This is a genomic window from Spirosoma humi (genome assembly GCF_054776575.1).
The window spans coordinates 547958-569051 of sequence record NZ_BAAHBR010000017.1 but is presented as its reverse complement, the minus strand read 5'-3'; the positions used below and the strand labels follow the sequence as shown (position 1 = coordinate 569051).

The 21094-nt window shown below is 51.7% G+C and carries 15 protein-coding genes; all 15 read right to left on the bottom strand.

What is annotated here, in order from left to right; all coding sequences use genetic code 11:
* Positions 1 to 38: 38 nt before the first annotated feature.
* Complete coding sequence (locus ACYU8Y_RS24555) at positions 39 to 902, bottom strand: SDR family oxidoreductase (protein WP_460940798.1); 864 nt, start codon at positions 900 to 902, stop codon at positions 39 to 41.
* 120 nt (positions 903 to 1022) lie between these two features.
* Complete coding sequence (locus tag ACYU8Y_RS24550; RefSeq protein WP_460940797.1) at positions 1023 to 2075, bottom strand: glycoside hydrolase family 43 protein; 1053 nt, start codon at positions 2073 to 2075, stop codon at positions 1023 to 1025.
* A 92-nt stretch (positions 2076 to 2167) separates the two neighbouring features.
* Complete coding sequence (locus ACYU8Y_RS24545; RefSeq protein ID WP_460940796.1) at positions 2168 to 3277, bottom strand: endo-1,4-beta-xylanase; 1110 nt, start codon at positions 3275 to 3277, stop codon at positions 2168 to 2170.
* 179 nt (positions 3278 to 3456) lie between these two features.
* Positions 3457 to 5397: an alpha/beta hydrolase-fold protein gene (locus ACYU8Y_RS24540; protein WP_460940795.1), complete on the bottom strand. Its 1941-nt coding sequence runs from the start codon at positions 5395 to 5397 to the stop codon at positions 3457 to 3459.
* 13 nt (positions 5398 to 5410) lie between these two features.
* Positions 5411 to 6706: a glycosyl hydrolase family 8 gene (locus ACYU8Y_RS24535; RefSeq protein ID WP_460940794.1), complete on the bottom strand. Its 1296-nt coding sequence runs from the start codon at positions 6704 to 6706 to the stop codon at positions 5411 to 5413.
* Between the two features lie 139 nt (positions 6707 to 6845).
* On the bottom strand, positions 6846 to 7961 hold the full coding sequence (locus ACYU8Y_RS24530; RefSeq protein WP_460940793.1) for an alpha/beta hydrolase-fold protein: 1116 nt from the start codon (positions 7959 to 7961) through the stop codon (positions 6846 to 6848).
* 30 nt (positions 7962 to 7991) lie between these two features.
* A complete protein-coding gene (locus ACYU8Y_RS24525; RefSeq protein ID WP_460940792.1) occupies positions 7992 to 9071 on the bottom strand; it encodes an alpha/beta hydrolase-fold protein in 1080 nt (359 codons plus the stop codon).
* A gap of 12 nt (positions 9072 to 9083) precedes the next feature.
* Positions 9084 to 10247, bottom strand: coding sequence for an alpha/beta hydrolase-fold protein (locus ACYU8Y_RS24520; RefSeq protein WP_460940791.1), 1164 nt, complete (start codon positions 10245 to 10247; stop codon positions 9084 to 9086).
* 58 nt (positions 10248 to 10305) lie between these two features.
* Entirely contained in the window at positions 10306 to 11136 is an 831-nt protein-coding gene (locus ACYU8Y_RS24515) for an alpha/beta hydrolase (RefSeq protein ID WP_460941210.1), read from the bottom strand.
* A gap of 192 nt (positions 11137 to 11328) precedes the next feature.
* Positions 11329 to 12183, bottom strand: coding sequence for a sialate O-acetylesterase (locus ACYU8Y_RS24510; RefSeq protein WP_460940790.1), 855 nt, complete (start codon positions 12181 to 12183; stop codon positions 11329 to 11331).
* Positions 12184 to 12231: 48 nt separating this feature from the next.
* Positions 12232 to 13812 (bottom strand): glycoside hydrolase family 43 protein, encoded by a 1581-nt coding sequence (locus ACYU8Y_RS24505; protein WP_460940789.1) that lies wholly within the window; start codon positions 13810 to 13812, stop codon positions 12232 to 12234.
* Between the two features lie 66 nt (positions 13813 to 13878).
* The gene (locus ACYU8Y_RS24500) at positions 13879 to 14355 is read right to left on the bottom strand and encodes a VOC family protein (RefSeq protein ID WP_460940788.1); all 477 of its coding nucleotides are present in this window, start codon (positions 14353 to 14355) and stop codon (positions 13879 to 13881) included.
* A 73-nt stretch (positions 14356 to 14428) separates the two neighbouring features.
* Entirely contained in the window at positions 14429 to 16708 is a 2280-nt protein-coding gene (locus ACYU8Y_RS24495; protein WP_460940787.1) for a glycoside hydrolase family 127 protein, read from the bottom strand.
* 90 nt (positions 16709 to 16798) lie between these two features.
* Positions 16799 to 18481, bottom strand: a complete 1683-nt coding sequence (locus tag ACYU8Y_RS24490) for a glycoside hydrolase family 43 protein (RefSeq protein WP_460940785.1) — start codon at positions 18479 to 18481, stop codon at positions 16799 to 16801.
* 88 nt (positions 18482 to 18569) lie between these two features.
* On the bottom strand, positions 18570 to 21044 hold the full coding sequence (locus ACYU8Y_RS24485) for a glycoside hydrolase family 95 protein (protein ID WP_460940784.1): 2475 nt from the start codon (positions 21042 to 21044) through the stop codon (positions 18570 to 18572).
* Positions 21045 to 21094: the final 50 nt, after the last annotated feature.

Sequence of the window (21094 nt, the reverse complement as noted above, 5' to 3'; positions counted from 1 at the left end):
CGCCTGATTCTACGCAGCATAAAACCAGGTGAGGTAGGTTATAGCGTGTACAATAAAGGTAACCCTTCCTGAAGGCTCGTCGGTTTTCGGCCCAGCAGCGTTTCCAGATCAGGGCTTACACTATCTTCCTGCCCATTAGCAATATCGGTTATAAACCCGGTGATTCGACGGGCCAGCACGTCAGGCACACCACGCCCGACCAGTTGCAATTCAAACGTGGCCGCTTCAGCGGGCGTGTAGGTTACTGCTTTACCGGACAGATCGGCCAGAGCAGCCGCTACGTCATAAAACGAGTAAGACGCACTGCCCGTTAAATGGTACGTTACGTTGCTTTCCTCGTGCTCAACCAACGCATTGGCTATTGCTTCGCCCATCTCACTTCGTAGCGCCAGGGCAACTCTGCCCGTTCCGGCGGGCACGTGAATACCCCGTTCGAAAACGGCGTCGCCCCCCACAAACTGCGGAATAGCATCCATGTACAGAATGTTGCGAAACAGCGTATAAGCTAGTCCACTGGCTTTGATATAATCCTCCGTTTGAAAATGCCCTTTCATCAATTGATTGACCAGCGTTTCGGGGTCTTTCAGCGCCCGGCTCGTGTAAGCGATCCGTCGAACCCCCGCTTTCTTGGCCGCATCCACCACATTTCGGTGCTGGCTCAATCGGTTTTGCTCATCCGTACCCGCAATCAGGAGAACCGTCTGGACACCCTGCATGGCGCTGTCGAGGGCATCGACATCGTCGTAGGTACCCACTCGTATGGCAATGCCCTGTTTCAGCAGGTTGTCGGCTTTGGTTTGGCTCCGCACGAAGGCGGCAACCTGGTTGGCCGGCAATTTTTGCAGCAGTTGATGAATGACTGCGGTACCTAACTGGCCTGTGGCTCCGGTTACTAAAATCATAGTATTGCTCTGCTTTGGTTACGACAAAGGTCCGCAGTAGCCGCCACACAGACGTAGCCAGATTTGGGGTTGTTGTAGCCGAATTCACTATTGGCCCGCAGCCAGTAACGAATGCATTGACTACTTGTAAGCGTCGATTGGTTTGATCGTACCGTCTGCGTTGTACGTCAGTTCGGTTACTTTCACATTTCGTAAATGAGTCTTGCCGGAGAGTTGCACATCGTGGTAGAATAGATACCATTTTGGGCCTACCTGTACGATGGAATGGTGATTCGTCCAGCCCAGAACAGGTTTCAATACCACACCTTTGTAGGTAAAAGGACCATACGGATTATCGCCAATGGCGTAGCAGAGGTTATGCGTATCGCCGGTGGAGTACGAGAAATAATACTTGCCGTTGTATTTGTGGAGCCAGGCCGCTTCGAAAAACCGCTTGTCGTTGTCTTTTTCCAGAAACGGTTTTCCATTCTCGTCCAGAATCTGCACCTCCCGCACCGGCTCGGCGAAATTTTTCATGTCGGCACTCAGCCGGGCCACACGGGGCAGATACGCCACTTCGTCTTTCTGTTTCAGCGCGCCTTTCGGGTCGTACTGATTACCGCTCCAGCGCTGTAACTGCCCGCCCCAAATACCCCCGAAATAGAGATAGGCGTTTCCATCGGTGTCCTGAAACACCGTGGGGTCGATGCTGTAGCTGCCTTTTATTGGCTGCGGCTCGGCCTTAAACGGTCCCGTCGGGCTTTTGCTGGTCGCTACGCCGATGCGGAAAATATCCTCTTTGTCTTTAACCGGAAAATAAAGGTAGTACGTCCCCTTCTTATAAGTGGCATCGGGTGCCCACAACTGACGACCCGCCCAGGAAATATCCTTGAGGTCGAGCGCCACGCCATTGTCTCTGACGGGTCCCCCAATTTTATCCATCGACAGAACGTGGTAATCGCGCATGGCAAAATGCCCTCCTTCGTCATCTTCTTTGACATCTTTGGCATCAATATCGTGTGACGGGTAAATGTAAATTTTGCCGTTGAAGACATGCGCTGACGGATCGGCCGTGTATATGTGCGACACCAGCGGTTGCGAAATCGGCGTTTTGCCACTGTTGGTTTGCGCGCGGGCGGTCAATGAGCAACCGATCAACGCTGTGAGTGCGAGGGTTGTGTGGAATCGTTTCATAAAAGGAAAATATAACATCATGATTCTGGCTTGGTCTTAGTTGAATGGGAATAAAGGGAAAGCCTCATTTATCAGTCGGCGTCTTTGACGTGCTATTTCTTCAGGGCAATCACCTTCTCGAAAGCCGGTTTCGGCTGGTTTTTACGGTCGAACAATAATGGGTAACTGGTGCGCCCCCGAATGGGCCAGTTGTTGAGCCAGCTATCGCCATCGTTGACACCCCAGAACGTGACACGGGTGACTTTGTCTTTGTGCTTCAGGAATAACCTGAACAGGGCTTCGTAGTCAGCAGCCAGTTGTTGCTGAACGCTGTCGGGTAAGGCATCGGGATAAGGATTTGATTGGGCATTAGCCGTCATTCGCTGCCCTACATCGGCTCCCTGGAAGTTGCGGGGCAGTACTTCGATGTCCAGTTCCGTAAACATGACCTTTACTCCCAAAGCCGAATACTGCAGGATGCTTTCTTCGATGTCTTTCAGCGGCACTTTGCCCACATGCCAGTGGCCCTGAATCCCTACTCCGTCGATACGCACTCCGGCAGCCTTGATCTTTTTGACGAGTTCAATACAGCCCGCCCGCTTTTTGGGTTGTTCGTTGTTGTAGTCGTTGTAATATAACTCTGTTTTGGGGGCCGCCTGCTGGGCCAGCCGGAATGCTTCCGTGACGAAGTCCTGACCCAGGTTGTCCAGGAAAACTGATTTGCGCATCGTCCCATCTTCATTCAGGGCTTCGTTAACAACATCCCACGAAAGCACCTTTCCGTCGTAGCGTCCGGCTACCGTTTTAATGTGGTCGGTGAAGAACATCCGAATAGAATCGGCGCTGTGAATGCCCCGAATGAAGGGAGGTAACTGACTGTGCCAGACCAGTGTATGCCCGTTGATTTTGATATTGTGCTTTTTCCCAAAAGCAACCAGCTTATCCGCCATGTCGAAATTGTAGGTGTCCCACTTGGGATGGATCAGCGCCGACTTCATGATATTTTCCGGCGTCGCCATGTTGAACTGGCGCACGATAAAGGCCGTCGTCTGTGGGTCCCGTTCTTCGATTTGGGGACTGTTCAGCGCCGTTCCGATACCGAAATCTTTTTTGAAGGTGTCCTTCAGCGAGGGAATCTGCTGGCCTAAAACATCAGTATTCAGGACAGGTGCGTTTGAAAGCGCTACTATACTAAGGGCAAAAGCACATTTTTTTAGAAGCATACGTAGTGCGTTTTTTGAGTTGAGTGTATTCTAAATCTGTCTTTTCACTTAAATAGATTCTGTGTGTGTTTGTCATTCCGACGAAGGAGGAATCTTAGCGTAAGTCAACCTTTAAGATTCCTCCTTTGTCGGAATGACAAACACACAGGCAGTAAACTATCCAACCTATTCACGGCCTTTTACTTGAACAGCTCTTGCGAAAACAAGAACAAATCGTGCCGCCAGACTGGCCATGAGTGGCCACCGGCGTATTCGCTATACTGGTATTTTATGCCCATCTCATCAAATTTCTTCATCATAATCTGGCAGTTCTGGTAAGCGATATCCTCCTTCCCGCCCATCGAAATCCACAGCGGTTTCAGGTTGGCATTGATGGTAGCCGCGTTGGTTTTCATAAACGCGTACTGTGGATCGGCCAGCGTGGGGTTGTTGGCAAACCAGCCCGAACTGAACACACCCAGCGACGAGAACATGTCGTTGTTTTTAATTCCGGCATACAGCGTCTGCAAACCGCCCATCGACAGGCCCGCCAGTGCCCGGTGCTTGGCGTCGGTTTCTACCCGAAACGTGCTTTCGACAAAGGGAATAGCGGCCAGCTTCAGTTCGTTTTCGAAGGCCTTCAACACGTTTTCGTTGAAACCTGCCAGTCCACCCGCGCTCACGTTGCCGTCAAGCATGGCAATGACCATGGGTTTGGCTTTGTTATCGGCGATCAGGTTGTCCAGAATTATATCCGTTTTCCCCTGCATGGCCCAACCGCGCTGATCTTCGCCCCCGCCATGCAACAGATACAGCACCGGGTACTTCTCTGTCGATTTGTCGTAGCCCGGCGGGGTGTAGACGTACATCTCGCGCCAGGTGTTGGAGGCTTTCGAAAGGTAGCGTTTGATGCGAATGTCGCCGTGAGGTACATCCTTCATGGCGTAAAAAGCCCCGTCCCGGTCCGGTATTTCGATGCCGCTGGCCATGCGCCCCATGCCGTAAAAAGCTTCACTGGCCGGGTCAGCAATGGCTACTCCATCGATCAGCAACGAGTAATAATGAAAACCCCGGCTGATGGAATCGGTGGTAGCCGTCCAGAAGCCGCTTGTGTCTTTCACCATATCGTATTTTTTGCCCAGATCGACCTGTACCTTCTTGGCATCGGGGGCTTTTACGCGAAACACAACGCGATTGTCTGGTAAAATTTGCGGGTATTTTGCGTTTCTTGCGTTGGTTGACGCGGGCGTACCCAGTACCGTGTATTTGGTCAGGGAAGCATTATCAACGGGTTTGAACAGAAACTGCGAAAACATATACAGACCGTTTTTCCAGACTTTGAAATCGTGTCCGCCCGGCTCTACGTAGTAAATATGCGGCACCCCGTTCTGGTAGAGGTAGTCATGGGTACGTTTGCTGAACGAGATTAGCCCATCCGCATCTCCGCACGAAATCCACAGCAGTTTCAGCTTCTTTTTGGCTTCGGCTGGATTTGGCACCAGTTCCTCGGGCCGCCTGGTGTTCGGAGCCGACGAAAAGCCGCCCACCCAAGCGAATTTGTCCAGATTGCCCAGCCCGAAATTCAACGACTGCCCGCCCCCCATCGACAGGCCGGCGATGGCGCGGTGCTCCCGGTCGGTCAGCGTCGGGTATTTTTTCTCGATGAACGGGATAAGGTCGTTCAGCAGGTCTTTCTCGAAGGTAGCAAAGGCTTCCACTTTATCCTTCTCGAACACGTTGCCGATGGCCCGGTCGTCTTTCATGGCCCGGCCATTGGGCATCACGACGATCATGGGTTCCAGTTTGTTCTCCGCGTACAGATTGTCCAGAATCACCTGCGGACTGCCACCTTTAAGCCATTCTTTTTCATCGCCCCCAATGCCGTGTAATAGATACAGCACGGGGTATTTTTTCTTTTTCGAATAACCCGGCGGGGTATAAATCAACGCTTTCCGGGTGGTACCTACGGTTTTCGACGGATACGCTATGGTGTCAAGTTTCCCGGTGGCGATTCCCGTCCGCAACTGGTCAAAGCCTTTGGGCGCTTCGTTGAGAATGGTCTGTGCCAGGGTCGTGGTCCCAAGCAGTAGCCCAATGGCAAAGGCTACGTAGGCCGCCAGTTTATGTATACTATTCGTCATGGTTTCTGGTGAGTTATTTTGCCTGGGGTGTTATCATCTGGTACTTGCCACTTAAGTGCATAAGGCTGAATATATACAACAGCCCGTCGTAATACGGATCGAAATAGCCATCCTCGAAGGGTTCCAGCTTGGCGTTCCACACGGCATGCACAAAATCAAGACTGGCCTTCTCCTTATTGATCAATGACAGCGTAGCCGCCGTAGAAACCAGCCCAATCGAGTGTCGGAGTTTCTTAACCGGCCCGGCCTGAAGAATGAACTCGGGTCGCGAGCCATCCAGGTTAAACTGATCCTCGTAGGTGTCCATTCCTTTCGATCGAAGAAATCCCTGAAACCGTTTGGCGTAATCCTCCTGCCAATCTTTGTCTTTGCCCGACCAGGTGTAATCCATAGCAATATTCATCGGCACCCGCCACGAATCGTAGCGAAACGCCGAAGGCGACCAGCGGGTGTCGTGCGGTTTGCCGCTGAACTCGGTATAATCGGCGTTGAGACCGGTTACCGGATGACAGGCCCGGTGCAGAAACACCCGCGACGTATCGGCACATTCCTTATAAAACGCTTCGTGACCGTCTTTGGCATACAGCACCCAGGCCTCGTAAAAGGCGGGCAGGTGATATGACGGGTCGGTCCAGTTGTAATTGCTGCCTTCCGGAACAAATGAAATTTGTTTAGCGTCGGTATTGATGAGGTTGTAAATGTTGCCGGTGCCATCTTTCTTCCACATGGCATCCAGAATCCGGCGGGCTTCCCCGTAATAATTGATGCCCGTATTGTTGCCCCACTTATTGGCCGCAAACAGCAGACTGGTGATGTAGTACAACTCGCCATCGGAGGCCGACCCTTCCGAATTTTTCTTCATCGTTTGCGGATTAATGCTCCAGGCGAAATACGCTTCCCGTGGGCCGCTCTGATGCTGCAAATACTTTTTAGACCACCGCCAGATCCGGTCGAACACCTCTTTTTTGTTCAGCTGCACCGCGATCATCATGCCATACGAAAGGCCCTCCGTTCGGGCATCGTGGTTTTTCACATCCGATACATACGCCATGGTATCCCCAACGTTAACGTAGACTTTGTTTGGCCCTTCAAAGACATCATGATACGCCTTCGCTACCTTTGCGTCGATGTCGGTCTGTTTATAGCCCGCTTCCCGAAACAAGTTCCGGTAGTTGGCGGACGGTTTTTGGCTTGCCGTTGGCTTCTTTTGGGCCGAACCCAGGCGGGGTGTCATCAGGCAGATCAGGCTAAGCACTGACCATAACCAGTGCTTGCGAACCAACACGTTATCGATACATCTCTTTCTCATTGGCTTTGGGTATACCCAGCACGCACGCAGCAGTAGGCTAAACGCTGACAAAGCTGATGGCACTATGAATCAGACCATTACAGCTCTGTCAACGCATTCTGCTTACTTACGCATGCAGGGAGTTTATATCGGAATGTTGCTATTTGAACAGCAAGGGAGCCATCTCGTGCAGACTGCGACGCCAGGTCAGGAATTCGTGGGCGGTCTTGTCAGACACATACGAGACGGCATTGTAACCGGCGGCTTTCAGGTCAGTGGCCGATTTGGTTACGCCATCAGGCCGTTCCTTGCTACCGCAGCTAATGAAAACAAGCTTCGGCTTTGCCTTGCCGTTCAGATCCTCCGGCGCGTAAACGCCACCGCTGAGCAGACCGTAGTACCCAAAAACGTCCGGCTTATTGAGCGTGATCATTTTTGTTTCCATGCCACCCATCGAGAGGCCCGCCATCGCACGATTGTCGCGGTTGGCCAACGTGCGGAAATTGGCATCTACGTACGGAATCAGCTCATCGGTCAGCACCGTCTGGAAAGGGTCGATTTTAAACTCTCTGATTTTGCCGAATTTCACTTCGTTGGTCATCCCGTAAGTCATCACGATAATGAAGGGCTTGGTTTTGTTTTCGGCAATCAGGTTGTCCATAATCAGATTCGCGTGCCCCTGATTGCTCCAGGCCGTTTCGTCTTCGCCCCAGCCGTGTTGCAGGTACAGCACCGGATACTTTTTCGATTTATCTTTCTCGTAGCCCGGTGGCGTATACACAAACGCCCGACGCGCCGTACCGGTGCTTTTGGACGGAAACAGCACCTGCTGCACATGACCGTGCGGAACATCTTTCAGTGCGTAGAAATCCTGGTCGTGAGCCGGAATCTCAATGCCACTCTCCCACCGAACGGATCCGTAATAATTCAGCGCACCGGGGTCGTTGAACTTTCCCCCATCGATGGTTACGTTGTAATAATGAAACCCTTCGTCCATTGGCCCTGCTGTCGTACCCGTCCAGAATCCGTCTTCCCCTTTGGTAAGAATTGTACCGCCCCGTCCCCCTAGGCCCAGACTTACGCGAACACTATCGGCTTTGGGTGCCTTTATTCGGAATCGGGCATACCCCTGTGAGTTTACCTGCGGGTATTCCTGCCCCGGCTGATTCAAGGAGGAAGGTTTAAAATCCTCTGCAACAGCCGACGCGGTTTGCGAATAGCTGCTCATGCTGATCAACGTGGCCGCCACGGATACAGCTACTATCTTAATAGTCATCTGGTTATTGGTTTATGGTAGGAAATAGAATCAGTTAAAAAGCTGCGGCAACGTATTGGCGAGATACAACTTGCAGTTCATCCAGGTATGGCCGCCGGGCACGATGAGTGGCTTAACGTTGATTTTCTTTTCGTTGAACATGGCGATGTTCTGTTTCACCGGCTCATACAGAAAGTCGTCAGTACCGACGCTGACGGTGAATAATTTCAACTGTTTATTCATCTGTTCGGCGTTCGGCGACCAGTTAGAAAAGTTCGTCTTGAACTCCTCGGTGGCCGTGTAAGGCGCATACGAACAAACATAGGCGAACTTATCCGGGTTGGTCAGCCCGATGTTGAGCGTCTGTCCACCACCGACCGAAAAGCCTGCTACCGCCCGGCCCTTGCTCTCGTTGATGACCGGGTAGTTGGCCTCCACGAACGGGACGATGTCATTGATCATGTCTTTGGTAAAGTCGGGCATGGGGGCCGGCCGAACGTTGCCGTAGGGCATCACGATAAGCATGGGTTTGGCTTTTCCCTGCGCAATCAGATTGTCGGCGATCAGGTTGGCGCGGCCGACTTTCGTCCAGGTTTCTTCGGTGTCGGAGCCACCGTGAATCAGGTACAGCACCGGGTATTTGGTTTTGCCATTGGCCTTGAAACCCGGCGGGGTATAAACCAGCAATTGACGGGTCGTGCCCAACGTACCTGATTTGTAATAGCGGTAGCTGACTTTGCCGTGGGGTACGTTCTGGAGGGCATGCACCAGCGGCTGATCGCCGGGAACGTCGACGATACTGCGTTTAAAGCGTTCGTTGGCGAAGATATAGGTGTTATTCGGGTCGGCCAGTGACACACTGTCGACGGTGAAGCTATAGGGATAAATGTCGGGTTTCACGGGCGGCACCGTCACGCTCCAGATGCCCGACGTATCTTTGGTCAACGGCACGGACGCTTTGAGGAACTCGCCCGACAGCGTCACTTTTTTCGCGTTTCGGGAGAAATACCGAAATGTGATACTGTGGTCTGGATGAACATCGGGCGAACTGATGGCGGGTGGGCGTTGCTGAGCCAGCCCCGTAACTCCGGAAGCAAGAACAGTCAGACAGATAAATAGAATGCGCTTCATGGACAGACGGATTTAGGGTTGGAAGAGTAACGGAGTGGTGGCGGCAACGTACGTTTTTACATTCATCCACGTATGGCCGCCGTCGGTAATCAGGCTTTTGTAATTCACCTTCTTCGCCTTGAGGTAATCCATAAATTCCACCGTGCCTTTATACAGGAAATCATCGCTTCCGACACTCACCCACAATAGGTTGAGCTGCTTGTTGGTCTGGTCGGGTTTGGCTACGATCTGGCTGAAATTGTGATCCATCTCCTGGGGCGACAGGTACGAACTGTAAGCACATACCCAGGCAAATTTGTCCATGTTGCCAAACGCCGTCCTGAGCGTTTGCCCGCCCCCGCGCGAGAAGCCGCCGATGGCCCGGTTCTCCCGGTTAGCAACAGCGCGGTAATTTTTCTCGACGTACGGAATGACGTTGCCAACCAGATCGGTTGCGAAATCGTTGGCCCGTTTCACCGCGTCGGCCCCGTCGCGAACGGTTGGGTCGCCGGGTTTAGGCCCCCCTTTCTGCTCGGCCACACGAGCCGCAATGTTGCCATAGGGCATAACAACAATCATCGGCTTGACCTTGCCTTCGGCCAGCAGGTTGTCCAGTATCAGGTTGGTTTTGCCAACCTTAAAAAACGTTTCTTCCGTGTCGGTCGTGCCGCTGATGAGGTAATAAACGGGGTACTTTTTAGCTGGATTTTGGTCGTAGCCCGGTGGCGTATACACGACCAGCGAGCCCGTTGTCCCTTCCTGCGACGGGTAATACTCATACGTGATGGAACCGTGGGGCACATCCTTCATGGCATGAATCAGGGGCGTATCGCCGGGTACATCAACCAGACTTGCTTTGAACCGCTCATTCGGAAAAAAGGCCACATTGGCCGGGTCCATCACCGTTACGCCATCCACCCGAAAGCTGTACGGGTAAATATCCGGCTTGACAGGACCGACCGTTGCGCTCCAGATACCCTGTGCATCTTTGGTCATGGCGACGGGCGTTTTTTCAAACTGCGCACTCAGTTCCACCGTTTTAGCCTGCGGAGCCTGATACCGGAATGTCACCGTTTTATCGGTGTTCACCTGGGGCGATACGACCAGTGGGCCGCGTGGCGGCTGGGCCATCGCAACGTTGTACAGGCAAATCATGGCCCACACAAGCCATGAGCGGCTGATAAGTTGTTTGTTCATAGACAGATAAGTGTTAGGGGTTGGGAAGTAGGTAAGTATCGCTCCAGAACAGACGAACTCACTTCGTAGTGAGCCAGTTGTTCAGTGTCATCCAGGCAAACAACGGTTCCATCCAGCCGGGGTGGCGGAAGATAAAGCCGTGGTCGCCTTTGGGATAGATGTGCATTTCAACGGGCACGTTCTGCCGTCGCAGGGTTTCGAAATAGGTAATGCTGTTGTCTACATCGACTAGTTTATCATCGGCCGCGTGCGTCAGGTACGTAGGTGGCGTGTTAGCCCGTACCTGTAGCTCGTTGGAAAAGAGGTCGATGTCCTGCCGCGACGGCGTTTTGCCCAGCAAGTTATCACGAGAGCCACCATGCGTCAGGCTGTCCTGCATACTGATGACCGGATAAATCAGAATTTGAAAATCGGGGCGCAGATTGGTGTTGCTGGCATTGTCGATATACGCTTTCTCGAAGTGAGTCGCTGCTGTGGCTGCCAGATGCCCACCCGCCGAGAAGCCCATAATACCAACCTTACTGGCATCGATGCCCCATTTGGCGGCATTTTCACGAACTAGTTTTATCGCCTGCTGGGCATCCTGCAACGGCCCGATTTTTTTGTCGGGCATAATGGCATCGCTGGGCAAGCGGTACTTCAGCACAAAGGCCGTAACCCCTTTTTCGGTCAGCGCTTTGGCGATATTGATGCCCTCGCCCTGGTACACGACCACGCCATATCCCCCACCGGGAATGATGATAACAGCCGCCCCTGACGCTTTGTCAGCGGGTGGTTTAAAATATGCCAGCGTGGGTTTGGTAATGCCCTTCAGGACACCCGATTCTGCCCCCGACTCCCGTATATCCGACGCTTTCGAGTTGGGAACCGAAGCCGGATACAAGGACATAATTTCCTGGGCATTAACGGCTAACGAAGAAGTCAGCAGCCAGCCAGCCAACGTGATCACGGCCACGGCTCGTCTACTTTTTACCTGTGGGCTAATGGCCAATTTGATCGACTGATAAAGATTCATCTTGACAGGATTTAACCGGGACTGCGTTTTTTTGGCACCAACTATGTTTTACTAAAGGCACTTTTCCTACTCCGCTGCGGTCGGTTTATAGCCCAATAAAGACAGCATTTGTGCCGCGTAACGTTTGCCCAACTCCCGATAACCGGCCGCATTGAAGTGTAGGTTATCGGCTGCGTCAGTACAGCCAGCCGACGAAATCACGTGCGCATTTTTGATCGTTTGCGGGAGCGTAGCAATAATCTTGTTCATACTCGCACAAATGCCGCCCTGATCGGCATTGACCGTTTCACCCGCCAGCAACGGCACTTTCTTTGGTTTCAGGTCCAGGTCGTGCATCAGGTTATCGTACACCACTTTTACCTTTTTTGTCCATAGCGTGTCGTTGGTATTCGACTCACCCTGATGCAGCAGAATACCCTTGATCACACCATCTTTCTGGGCCCGTTTTGCCATTTCGACCAGCCGGCCATAGGGATTTCCGTCGTACTGGCTAATGAAATTCTTCATCCAGCCCGGCACACCGGCGGTATACGACTCGTAATGATCTTTGTCGAACAGCTCGATTTTGCAGCCGCCCACCGCCACATTGATCACACCCACTCGAACCTTTTCGGGCAGATTGGCCACTAACTCACGACCAAAATAATCAGCAGGGGTAAGCCCGGTTTTACAACGGCACAAGGGCGGAATGGCCGTGTACCAATTTCCTTTTGTCCGGTTAAGGTCTGGACAATCTACGGCCTCCATCACCTGAAACCGGCGGTCCACATTGACCGTATCCTGGGGTTCAATTTTGGCATTCCCCTCCATGTTGGATTGCCCGAAGCAAAGGAAGATGTAAAAGTTTTTATCCTGAGCAAAAGCGCTCATATTCAGCAGAAATAGCCCGATCAACAGGAAGCTGCTTATTTTCTTTTTCATGGATTTATTCGATTTTGGATCGTTTAGGAAAGCACCAATGCGGCTGATTTAGTACTGATTTTTCGCTAATTTATCGTCAATCCGGAAGTAATCGAAGTCCGCAAAACCGCCCGGCTGTTGGGTGGCGTAGGCAAACAACCCAAAACGATACCCCATAAAATGCGGAATGGTATACGGCATTTTTAGCGGTTCGCCAATGGCTGTCCACGTTTTGCTGTCAAGGCTGTAAAAGAAATGAGCAATGTCGGTGCGGTCTCTGAAATTGCATTCCGCTTTCAGGTAGACGGTTTTTTGGTTGAAGGGAACCTGTTGTAACTCAATGGGTTTGCCACTGGCCGCACTGACCATCACGATTGATTTGGTGCCCTTGGCTACTTTCACCCCAACCAATCCATAATTCTTTTGCAACAGGCTCAGGCCTGCAAAGTCACCTTCCTTCAGGTTCGATACGTCAAGCGCCGTCGAGCCTACGCATTCGGGACCGATGGTGCGCTGGGTCAGGGTATTTCGAGCCATCACGAACGAGGTGTCGGTACGGCCGGTTTTCAGACGCAGAAAGCCTTTTCGTTCCGAAACCGACCAGTGTTTGTGGTCGGGATTATGGTTCCACTGCCACACCAGCGGCAGAGCGGGTTCGCCTTTTTTTCGGGTAAATTCGTCGGTGTTCACCAGGCCCGGAATCAGACTTCTGTTGGCTGGAAGGTCAAGCAATTCAGGCACTTTTCCGTTTTCGCCCAGCACCGGCCAGCCATCCTGCCACTTCACCGGCACCAGGTACGGAATGCGACCTACCCCGCCAAAGTCGCGGAACAGATACGCGAACCACCGGCCGTCGGGCGTGTCGATGAGCCCCCCCTGGGCCACGCCCAAATCCTGTAGGGCCACTTTCCCTTCCCAGGGGCCAGTTAACTTGTCGGCGCGATGAATAACGACTGTTCGCATACCACCACGCGGCCAGGTAATGTTGAACAGGTAATACTTACCCTTCACGGTAAACAATTGCGAACCTTCGGCGGGTAAGCCGCCACCCGTTCCCGATGGTGCGCTGGCATTCTCGATTAAGACCCGCTCGGTTGTCCCCGGTTTTACGCCAGAACCATCGGCCGTTAGTTCGACCAGTTTGAGTTTGCCTGCGCCGTAGACCAGATATACACGACCGTCATCATCGAAAAACAGGCTATGGTCGTGATAAGCAGGGCTGAACGAAGCTACTTTCCACGGTCCTTTCTCAATGTCTTTTGTGGTATAGATATAGGTTTTTCCCGTCGTCTGAGCAAACGTCGTTACGTAATACAGTCCATTGTGATAACGCAGGCTACTGGCCCACGAACCCCGACCGTAGGTACTTTTGCCGTTGGTCAGATTGAGCGCGTCGACAGTGGCCAACGTATCATATGCGTACCCGACCAATTGCCAGTTGACCAGATCGTTCGACTTCATGATGGGCAAGCCAGGACTCAGGTGCATGGTCGTGCTGCTCATGTAATACGTATTGCCCACCCGGATCATGGCCATATCCGGCACATCGGCAAAAATGACGGGGTTGTGCGCGGTTTGCGCAACAGAAGCGACGCACCCGACTAGCAACATACTCGCCAGCAGACCATATTGAAACAAGGTGGTTTTCATTTAAACCTAAAAAGCGACAGTGTGAATGAGTGAGAGAGCGTAGCCCATCATGTCGATAGTTCCGAATTACTGGAGTGGGCCGATCAGTTCAATAAACGTACCATCGGGATCCTGCACAAAAACAAAATGAGCACTTGCGTTCAAGGGCGTAGGCGTGCTGCCCAGAAAGGGCACTTTCATCTGGCGTAATCGGTCGATAACGGGTTGCAAGGCTTTAACATTAATGGTGATGTACTGCATACCCGTATCATCCTGAATGTTTTTTGGCTTTGGATGCGAAGGTTTACTACCAAAGCTCATCAGCTTCCAGTCGGTGGCTTCGGGGCTGTTTTCGAGTTTTAAAATAGTAACTGCAACCGCCACGCCATTTGTCAATCCAGAGCGTTTACCAAAATCTTCGTTAATGGTAAAGCTGCCTGTTTTGACCATACCAATGCCGTTCACATAAAAATCCAGGGAGCGTTCAAGGTCGGCGACTACAACCCCGACGCCAATTACTTTGCTAGTGAAATTGGCCTGCGCATTGGCGCTTAACGCACTCATGAATACAAATAGTGTTATTTTGACACATTTATAAGCAGTTATTATCGTCTTGTTCATGTTAAAAAATCATTTGCTACTGCTTGATTAATCTGATTTGGTTAAAACGTGGGGTACTCTTCCCACTTTGGGCGACGACTCTTAACGTGATCACCTCACTGCTGTCTGCTTTCAGCCGGAGCATTTTGCCACTGGCAGAAAAAATCTCGGCTGGTTTATCGTTGATTAGAAAGCTCACCTGTTCCGGCTTAATATCATCTAAAGCACGAATATCGATGTAGTTACCCGTCCGCTCTTTGTTCTGCAATTGGTACGAGATATACGACCGCGTACGTCGCCAGAAGTGCTCATCATCGTAACCCGATTCGCTTTTTTCACCAGCGTAGGCGTGATCGACTTCGGGCTGCTGTTCACCACAATTCACCCGGTCTACGGTGTTGGCTTCCAGAGCGAGAGCCGCTACTTCCTGCTGTTTCAGGCGGACCTGTTGCGCAGCGAAAGCGGCTTTGGTATAGGTCGGAAAATACAGCTGGTAACGGGCTTCATGCACTTCATAAAACGGCTGCAGCGTCAGCGAATCCAGGTTGAAACGCAGGTTCCCAACCGGTCTGAGTTGGTTCAGGTACGTTGTGGTATCGCCAACCAGCGCATAAGCCTCGTCGATTGGGAACATCCTTCCTTTGGTTTCGTGGCCCATGCGACTGTCGTCGGCAAAAAGTCCTTTCAGATCGGCTGTCGACGTTTGAGCAGCCAGCACAATGGGGCCGTTGACAAAGGCCGCCCAGTTCGACCCGTCGGGTAGATACTCCAGCCGGGTCGAGGTCTTGAAGCGGATGGTCACGTTATCGCCCGATTTCCATTTCCGCGAAATAGCTACATAGCCTGAAGGTTTGCCGTTAACGGGTTGGGATTTTCCATTGACCAATATCTCCAGGTGCTCAGCCCATTTTGGGTAGCGGATGTTTACCGAAAATACCTGTGGTTTTGCGGTCTTGACAACTAGCTCCGACTGGTTCTCGTACGGAAAATCAGTGCGCTGAGTCAGTTGGATGGCTTTAGTGGTCCAGTTCAGCGTTGAGGGGACAAACAGGTTTACAAAGAGATCGTTATCGGAATGGCTGTAAATCAGTTCGCCGTATTTGGTATGATTTTCCAGGCCCGACCCCACACAGCACCACATGCTGGTTTCAGGTTGGGAATACACTCGATAGTGGTTGGGCCGAATGGGCGTAAAATAAACAAATCCGCCTTTTTCGGGATGCTGACTCGACAGAATGTGGTTGTATAATGTTCGCTCATAATAGTCGAGGTAGCTCACCTCGTTTTTATCCAGAAACAGGGCTTTACTCAACCGGAGCATGTTAAACGAATTACACGTTTCGGGTCCCTGATTCGATTTTAACAGTTGACTGAAATCGGTTGTCGGGTTGAAATGCTCTCGTACGCTATTACCTCCGAAAGCAACGCTGCGGGTCTGGGTCACGGTCTGCCAGAAGAACATAGCGGCCTCCGACCAGTCGGCCCTGCCCGTTAAGGTGGCAATTTTCTCGAACCCGATCACCTTCGGAATCTGCGTGTTGGCATGAAGCCCCGTGAGCTTGTCCTGTTTATCGATCAACGGATTCAGCAGGGCACGGTGGGAAATTCGCTGTGCTGTTTCAAGGTACTTTTTGTCTTTCGTCAGAATGTATAGATCAGCAAAGGTTTCATTAATGCCACCATGTTCGGTGTTCAGTACCTGCTGAATCTGCGTGTCAGACAGGGGCTTAATCAACTCAACGAACCAATCGCCCAAGCCCACGAATACCTGCTTCGCCTGCTGGTTACCAGCGTATTCATACGCGTCGCGCAAACCGGCGAACAGCTTGTGAATGTTATAAAGCGGTACCCATGTATTGTTCAGGCCGAAGCTGCTGCCATCGATATCGCCTTTGTGAATACGCTCCCAGAACACCTTCCCCTGCGGAATACCGCCAACGTACCCGTTTCCATTTTTTGCCTGACACTGGGCCAGTTCGGTCACCATATAGTCCAGCCGCTTCTTGAGTTCGGCATTGCCGGTCGACGCATACATCATCGCCAGCGCCGATAGGTAATGCCCACCAATATGACCATCCAGCCCTGAGCTTTCCCAGTTGCCGTAGCGTGGTGCTTTCAGAGGTAGCCCGGCATCAATCAGGTAGGGAGCAAGCAGTTTATCCGGATTCAGCGCCAGGATGTACTTCAGATCAACATCCTGCGCATTCTTGAATGGCCCACCTGTTAATCGCACGTCCTGCAAGGCAAACGGCTGCATCTGAGCCAGTGACGAGACGCTGAGCAAGAGAAGGAGGCATATAGTATGTAATGCATTCATTTTCAACAGGAAGATTCTTTTAATCAGCTATTACTAGCCCTATTATTCACGAGTATTTTTTGTCATCCCAACGATAGGACCAATCGTTATCTACTTTCTCAACATCGGGTCATCCCCCGCGTATTTCAGGAACTGGAACGAAGCGGTGTTGGTCGTTGGCTCACCCGACGACGTAGCGTACAGGCCATATACGCAACCAATAAAGCCACCGGACACCTTGGTACTCAGAAATTTACCATCTACTTTATCTTTCAGCAGCGTCCAGTTTTTGGCATCGGTCGAGGTGTAAAAACTATACGTATCGCCCTGCGACGTAATGCGAAAGCCAACTTTTCCTGACTTCCACTCCAGTGGCGTTTCCGTCATCAATTCCATCTCCTTTGACCGGGGAACTCCTTTGTAAAGTTGCAGTATGTCCTTGCCCTGAGCCTGTGATTTGCACAGAAAATAAAAATGGCTCTCATCCTGTAAAATTACCAAACCAGCTTTTTCCTTATCTGATTTTGGCGTAAACGTGAGTTCGGTTTCGGCCGTGCTGTACAGGTGTTGCTGGCGCTTCCCGATGAACGACGGATTTCCCATTTCCATTACTGTTTCAGGCTTTAACTTCAGCGTCAGGCCGTTTTTTTTGGATAATGAATATGAGTTTTTGTCCTGGGTCCGCATGAATAAAAGCGACGGATCAAGTTCCTTGTCAAAGGAGATCGTGTAAGCAAAATTGCCCGATTGCGGGACCGCTCCCTTTTGCTTAACTTCTTTGTAATTAACCGGATAACTATAGGCGATGGCCTTTTCCCCATGCTCGATCATCGGCCAGTCATTTTTCCAGGTCAAGGGCGCGATAAACGTTTCGCGGCCGGTGTTGTAATAATCGCCTTCGTAAGGGCGTACCGCCAGAAAAATCGAATACCAGTTTCCGTCCGGACCTTCCACAAACTGCGCATGCCCCGCCGACGTGATAGCGTCTTTCCGATCGGCAGGCAACTCCCGCTGGGTCAGGATCGGATTTCCCTCGAATGGCACGTAAGGGCCCCATACATCTTTACTGCGTAGCACTACTTCGGAGTGATTGACCGATGTCCCCCCTTCGGCCGCGTAGAGATAATACCAGCCGTTCCGTTTCAGGATGTGCGGTCCTTCAATCCAGACCGGCTTTTTGGACAGGTCTACGCCCCCGTTAACAAGTTGCTTTTCTTCGCCGATAACCGTCAGTTTCACCGGATCGAACTCGTACATCCGAATGGTTCGGTGACCTGAATACAACGGTTTCCGATCGGGGGCGTCACTATTATAGATAATGTAAGCTTTGTCGGTACTTTCATCGAAATAGATAGACGGATCGATTCCTTTCACCGCTGGAATTTTCACCGGATTGCTCCAAGGGCCCGCCGGATTTTTGGCTGTAACAACAAAATTGCCGTCGTGATCGATGTCGGTGCAGGTAACGTAGAACGTTCCTTTGTGATAGCTGATGCCGGGAGCAAAAAGGCCACGCGTCAGGCGCTCGCCTATGAAATCCATCTGCTCGGGACGATCGATGACGTTTCCGATTTGCTTCCAGTTTTTCAGGTCTTTGCTGTGCATAATCGGCAGACCGGGGAAGTACGAAAACGTCGAGTTAACCAGGTAATAATCCGGGCCAACCTTCACGATGCTGGGGTCGGGGTAGAACCCGGTCAGGATAGGGTTGACCAGTGTAGTTTGGGCAGAAGCTGTAAGGCTTATTACCAGACTCAGCGTAGCGAAAAGAGCCGAAAAAAGGCGGTTTTTCATTCGATTTCAGATTAATTACGTTTGCTTTTAAAGCTTTCTTTTTTACTTTTCTTGTCATCGGGAAGACAAGAACGCGTGACAAGAAAAACTACTCCATCACCAGCGTATACACCTTCCCGCGTTGCGTCGGCAAATCGTAGACCAGCGTTTCTTTTAGCGTTGGCGTCGTTACGCTGGCTTTTGGCGAGACAATGGCCGCCGGTGTTTCGTCAATCATATAGAACGGGTTCCCATTCGAGCCTGATGCCTTTGCCAAGGTTCCACCGCTGGTTTTCATCGCGTTCGGAACCCGCAAACGAAGGTTGCCTCCGAGGTTTGATTTGACGACTACTTTGGTCAGCTTGCTGCCGTTCCATTCCATGCTCACGACATCGAAACCACCCCGTGCCCGCAACCCACTGATGCTACCGGCTGGCCAGACATCGGGCAGCGCAGGCAGCAGATGGAGACTACCATCGCTGCTTTGCAGGAGCATTTCGGTAATACCCGACGTACAGCCGAAATTTCCGTCGATCTGAAATGGCGGGTGTGCGTCGAACAGATTGTTATATGTACCGCCCCCATCTTTGTTGACGCCCAGCGGAGTCAGCTGGTTCTGAATCAGCGTGTAGGCGTGGTTACCATCCTGGAGCTTAGCCCACCAGTTGACTTTCCAGCCCATGCTCCAGCCCGTCGATACGTCGCCCCGATGCGTTAGTGTTGTTTTTGCGGCACTGAATAAGTCGGGAGTGCGATAGGCCGAAATTTGGTTGGACGGAAACAGACCATACAAATGCGAAACATGCCGATGCTTGTCGGCAGGATCATCGACGTCGTCCAGCCATTCCTGCAACTGACCGTATTGGCCGATGTGCATAGGCGGGAGTTTGCTGCGTTTCTGTTTCAGCATAGCCACGAAATCGGCATCTTTTTTCAGTAGATCGGCGGCCCGTATGGCCGTGCTGAATACGTCGAACACGATTTGGTTGTCCATTGTTGTCCCGGCGTCCAGTGAAGAACCACCGTGTGCTTTCGGCGCGTTTTCCGGCGATGTGCCGGGGTTTACCACCAGCCAGTGGTAGGTTGGATGTTCGACCAGAAAATCGGCGTAAAACTGGGCCGCCCCTTTCAAAATCGGATAGACCGACGCCAAATACGCTTTATCGCCATTGTAGAGGTAATGTTCCCAGAGGTGTTGGCTGGTCCATCCGCCCCCTGCCGTCCACATGCCCCAGAAGGCCCCATCTACGGGCCCGTTGATCCGCCAGATATCGGTGTTATGATGAGCCATCCAGCCACCGGCTCCGTACATGACCTTAGCCGTTTCCTGCCCCGTTTCTGACAACTCCTTGACCATTCTCAAAAACGGTTCGTGCAGCTCAGCCAGATTGGTTTTCTCGGCAGGCCAGTAATTCATCTGGGTGTTGATATTGATCGTATACTTGCTGTCCCAGGGTGGGCGCATCTTGTTATTCCAAATTCCCTGCAGGTTGGCTGGCTGGCCCGGTGTCTCTCCGTTGCGGCCGGGTTGGGAGGACGAAATCAACAGATAACGCCCATACTGATAATACAGCGTAACCAGTTGCGGGTCATTGACCGATCGAAAATTGCTCAGCCGTTCGTCAGTCGGCAGCTTGGCCGCATCAGTCGAACCTAAATCGAATCTGACGCGGTTGAAGTAGTTCTGATACGCAGCAACGTGCGGATTCAGCACAGCCCCAAAGGATTTGGGGTACGCTTTATTCAGATACGCAGCAGCGCGTGCGTTCTGGTCTCCGCTGACGTTTTTGTAACTAATAAAATTAGTAGCAATCGCAATGTAGATGGTGGCGGTAGTTGCCCCTTTAACGCTGAGTGATGTGTCGTTGGCTGACAGCGTGCCACCCTGGGTTTTAATACGGGCAATTCCTTTGAATTTCACCAGGCCTTTTACCCCCTCGTGGTCTTGCGTCGTACCGGCAATGGTGAGTTCGTTGGCAGGTGTTGTCTTACTTTCGACTGATTTATGTTGGCTGGAAAAGGAAGCGGAAAACGACAGCTTGCCAGGTTTACTGGCGGTTAATTGCATGATAATGACATTGTCTGGCAAGGAGGCCAGTACTTCACGTGTATAGATTACGTCGCCGACGGTATACGAAGTTTTCGCGACAGCCCGCTCAATGTCCAAATCCCGGTAATAGTTGGTGTACGTATCGTGCCCATCAAAGGTAAGCATCAGGTTACCAACGGGTTGAAACATCTGCCCGTGCGATTTTTTCGTAAGAATGGATTTATTGGCGAGTTGTTCTGCTTCTTTCTGTTTGCCATCAAAAATCAACTGACGCACTTCAGGCAGAGCGGCTAACGCATTCGGGTTATCATTCCGGTTTGGCCCCCCGCTCCAGACGGTATGTTCGTTGAGCTGGATGGTTTCTCTGGCTACGTTTCCGTAAATCATCGCGCCCAGCCGACCATTTCCAATGGGCAGCGCATTTTCCCAGACGGCATCGGCAGGCTTATTGTACCAAAGTTTCAGGGCCGGCGGGTTTTGCGAAAAACCAGTCAGGGATTGGGCTAGAAAAAAAAGGCAGACGAGTAATCTCATGGTTGAACGGGCGTGTTGTACGAGCGCCACTTCTTAGAAGAAGGAAGAGG